This is a genomic window from Coprobacter sp., from assembly GCF_982436375.1.
The window spans coordinates 1-3,048 of record NZ_CEWDCG010000272.1; the positions used below are offsets into that span (position 1 = coordinate 1).

Below are 3,048 nucleotides of genomic sequence, written 5' to 3' on the forward strand. Positions count from 1 at the left end.
CAAGTATCTTCTGTTGCGATTTGTATGAGAGCTACAGTATGAGATTTCCCTTTTCTAAAAGAGGGACGGGTTTCGGTATCTACTCCCAGAATAGGAAAATCCGAAAGATATGAGATCGCTTTTTCTATATCTTGTTTATTTTGGACCACGATAATACGTCCTGAAAAAGCGTCTGTTTCCAGTTTAGATATTTCTTCTTTTGATATTTTTATTGGGTTGTATTTATTCATTCCATTTATTCCATTCATCCATGTTCATATCTTCCTTCCATGATTCTTGGCGTTGGGAAAATAGATTATTTCCGTTTGTCGGTTTTATGTTGTCATGATGATGCGTTTCTATATCTTCCGACTCTTCTGAGGAGTATTTTAACGAATGTAAAGCCCTTAAAACATTTACGAGTTTCTGTCCCCAATAATCCATAAAATTGTTTTTACATTCGTTCAAGGATACACGCATACATTCTTCGTTTCCCAAACTATATACCGATATGAAATCTTTAATATCTTGATATATATCGGTAAGATCTTCAGATATATATGCAATGATAGGACTTTCACTGTATTGCATATCTGCATGGAAAACCTCAAGATATGAATCTTGTTCACCTAATATTTGTTCTATACTATTGCGAATATATTCATAAATTTCTTCAGTAACAAAATGTTCTATATTTATGTCATATTCTTCGTTCTCCTCATTTGAGTCCGGAAGCAATATCGCTTTGAGATAGAGCAAAGGAAGAATCTTTACGGTGGTATCTATAAATTCGCATTTTTCGCTTTCCTGAACTTTTTCCATTAAGGCGCAAAATTCGACACCGACTGTAACAAACTCGATTGTGTTTTTTGAAAAAATATAGTTATCCATAATTTATGTTTGCGGTTGATATAATGCCTTTGACAGAATATATCGATATACATTCGAAGGCATATAATAGTTCATATTTTTTCCTTTGGAAATACCTTCTCTAATAAAAGTTGAAGATATTTCGATTATCGGACTTCTGGCTATTTGAATATTTTTGCCGTTTAAGGAATTTTTAGAAGCTATTTCATATCCGAGACGAGGATATATAAAAATAGGATAATTGTCTAAAATTTCCTGGTAGTCTTTCCAACGGTCGAAAATGAGCCAGTTATCCGAACCTATGATTAAATGAAATTCATTTTCGGGATATTTTTCTTTTAATGTTTTTAATGTTCGTACAGTGTACGAGGGTAGAGGCAAAGAAAATTCTATATCACAATATTTGAATTTCCGGTTTCCACGGATAGCTTTTTTTACCATCGTTATTCTGTGAATGTCCGATAACAAATCTCTCTTGGATTTCAGCGGATTTTGAGGTGATACGACAAACCATATTTCGTCCAGCTTTTCAAACTCGCAAAGATAGTTGGCGATAATTAGGTGTCCTGTATGTATCGGATTAAAAGATCCGGAGAATATTCCTATTTTCATGGTTTAATGAGCCGTAAAATTCTGTATAGCTTGTAACGCTTGTTTTTGAGCGTCTTCCAAATTATCATTGACGATAACAATATCGAATTGGGAAGCAAAAGAAAGTTCGTATTCCGCTTTGTTCAATCTGCACTCGATAACATCCGGGGCATCTGTTCCACGATCTGTTAATCTTTGGCGTAAGACTTCCACACTTGGAGGTTGTATGAATATCGATAAAGCCCGATCACCATAGAACTTTTTTATATTTATTCCGCCAACAACGTCGACATCGAAAACAACATTTTTTCCTTCGGCAACAAGTCTTTCCACTTCACATTTTAATGTACCGTAAAATTTATCTGCATATACTTCTTCATATTCGAGAAATTCGTTGTTGGAGATTTTTGTTTTGAATTCTTCAGGACTCATAAAATAATATTCTACTCCGTTCCTTTCGTTACCTCTCGGAGCGCGGGATGTTGCGGATATAGAAAAGGCCAGATTGAGATTTTGTTGTAATAAGTAATTTATAATCGTTGATTTCCCTGAACCTGATGGTGCTGAAAATATGATTAGTTTCCCTTGCATAACAATTACATTACATTAAGAACTTGTTCTTTAATTTGCTCTAATTCATCTTTCATGCGAACGACTATTTTTTGTAATTCCGCATGGTTGGCTTTAGAACCTAATGTGTTGATCTCTCGCCCCATTTCTTGACTGATAAAACCGAGTTTTTTCCCTTGTCCTTTACCGGAGGCCATTGTTTCTATGAAGTATTTCAGATGATTGTCCAGACGATGTTTCTCTTCGTTAATATCCAATTTTTCGATATAGAAAATCATTTCCTGTTCAAATCGGTTTTTGTCATAATCGAAATTTTCTATTTTGCTTAGGGCTTCATGTATTCTGACTTTAATCTTTTCAACGCGTTCCTGTTCATATGGTTCAACCTCTTTGAGAAGGGATGCGATATTGTCGATCTTTTGGGTAAACAGTTTTTGGAGCATTACTCCTTCTTGTTGCCTGAACTCTTCCAATTGTCCGATTGCCTTGTCTATTGTCTGCATCAATACATCTCCTTCGTTGTCTTCTAATTCCATTGTATCGGTTTTCATCGATTCGGGAAGACGTAGTAAAGTCTGAAACCAATCTGTCGGTAAAGCTATCTTCAATGTTTCAGAAGCCTCTTTGATCTGTTGATAATATCCTTCTATGACAGGCATATTGAGTTGAGTACAAGCATCCCGACCGATATTTTCTATAAAAATAGAAAAATCGACTTTCCCGCGCTCTAATCTTTTGGCGATTTCTGATCGTATTTCCATTTCTTTCTCACGATATATAGCCGGAATACGAGTCGATAAATCGAGTTGTTTACTATTTAGAGATTTTATTTCTACCGTGATTTTTCGATTGGGCAGTTCGGTAATAGCTTTGCCGAACCCGGTCATTGAATGTATCATTGTAATTAATGTTTTTGCAAAATTAATTTTAATTCTGTTTCAATGGTCATTAAATAAAAAAAAATGCTTATTTTATTGGTATCAATGTTTTTTGAGATTAGAAACTTGTCTGCACGATTCTTTATCGGACGAGAAATTT

At 34.7% G+C, this 3,048-nt stretch carries 4 protein-coding genes and 1 pseudogene; all 5 read right to left on the bottom strand.

Annotated features, from left to right (window positions below):
• Nucleotides 1-248: pseudogene (locus AC1WHX_RS11495) on the bottom strand (3'-5' exonuclease); the annotation flags it as partial.
• Nucleotides 223-870, bottom strand: a complete 648-nt coding sequence (locus tag AC1WHX_RS11500) for a DUF5063 domain-containing protein (protein ID WP_009316759.1) — start codon at nucleotides 868-870, stop codon at nucleotides 223-225. The gene AC1WHX_RS11500 and the pseudogene AC1WHX_RS11495, both read right to left, overlap by 26 nt.
• 3 nt (nucleotides 871-873) lie before the next feature.
• Nucleotides 874-1,461: a nicotinate (nicotinamide) nucleotide adenylyltransferase gene (gene nadD / locus AC1WHX_RS11505; protein WP_122337995.1), complete on the bottom strand. Its 588-nt coding sequence runs from the start codon at nucleotides 1,459-1,461 to the stop codon at nucleotides 874-876.
• A gap of 3 nt (nucleotides 1,462-1,464) precedes the next feature.
• On the bottom strand, nucleotides 1,465-2,031 hold the full coding sequence (gene gmk / locus AC1WHX_RS11510) for a guanylate kinase (RefSeq protein WP_009316761.1): 567 nt from the start codon (nucleotides 2,029-2,031) through the stop codon (nucleotides 1,465-1,467).
• Between the two features lie 5 nt (nucleotides 2,032-2,036).
• Nucleotides 2,037-2,909 (bottom strand): YicC/YloC family endoribonuclease, encoded by an 873-nt coding sequence (locus tag AC1WHX_RS11515; protein WP_009316762.1) that lies wholly within the window; start codon nucleotides 2,907-2,909, stop codon nucleotides 2,037-2,039.
• Between the last annotated feature and the right edge of the window lie 139 nt (nucleotides 2,910-3,048).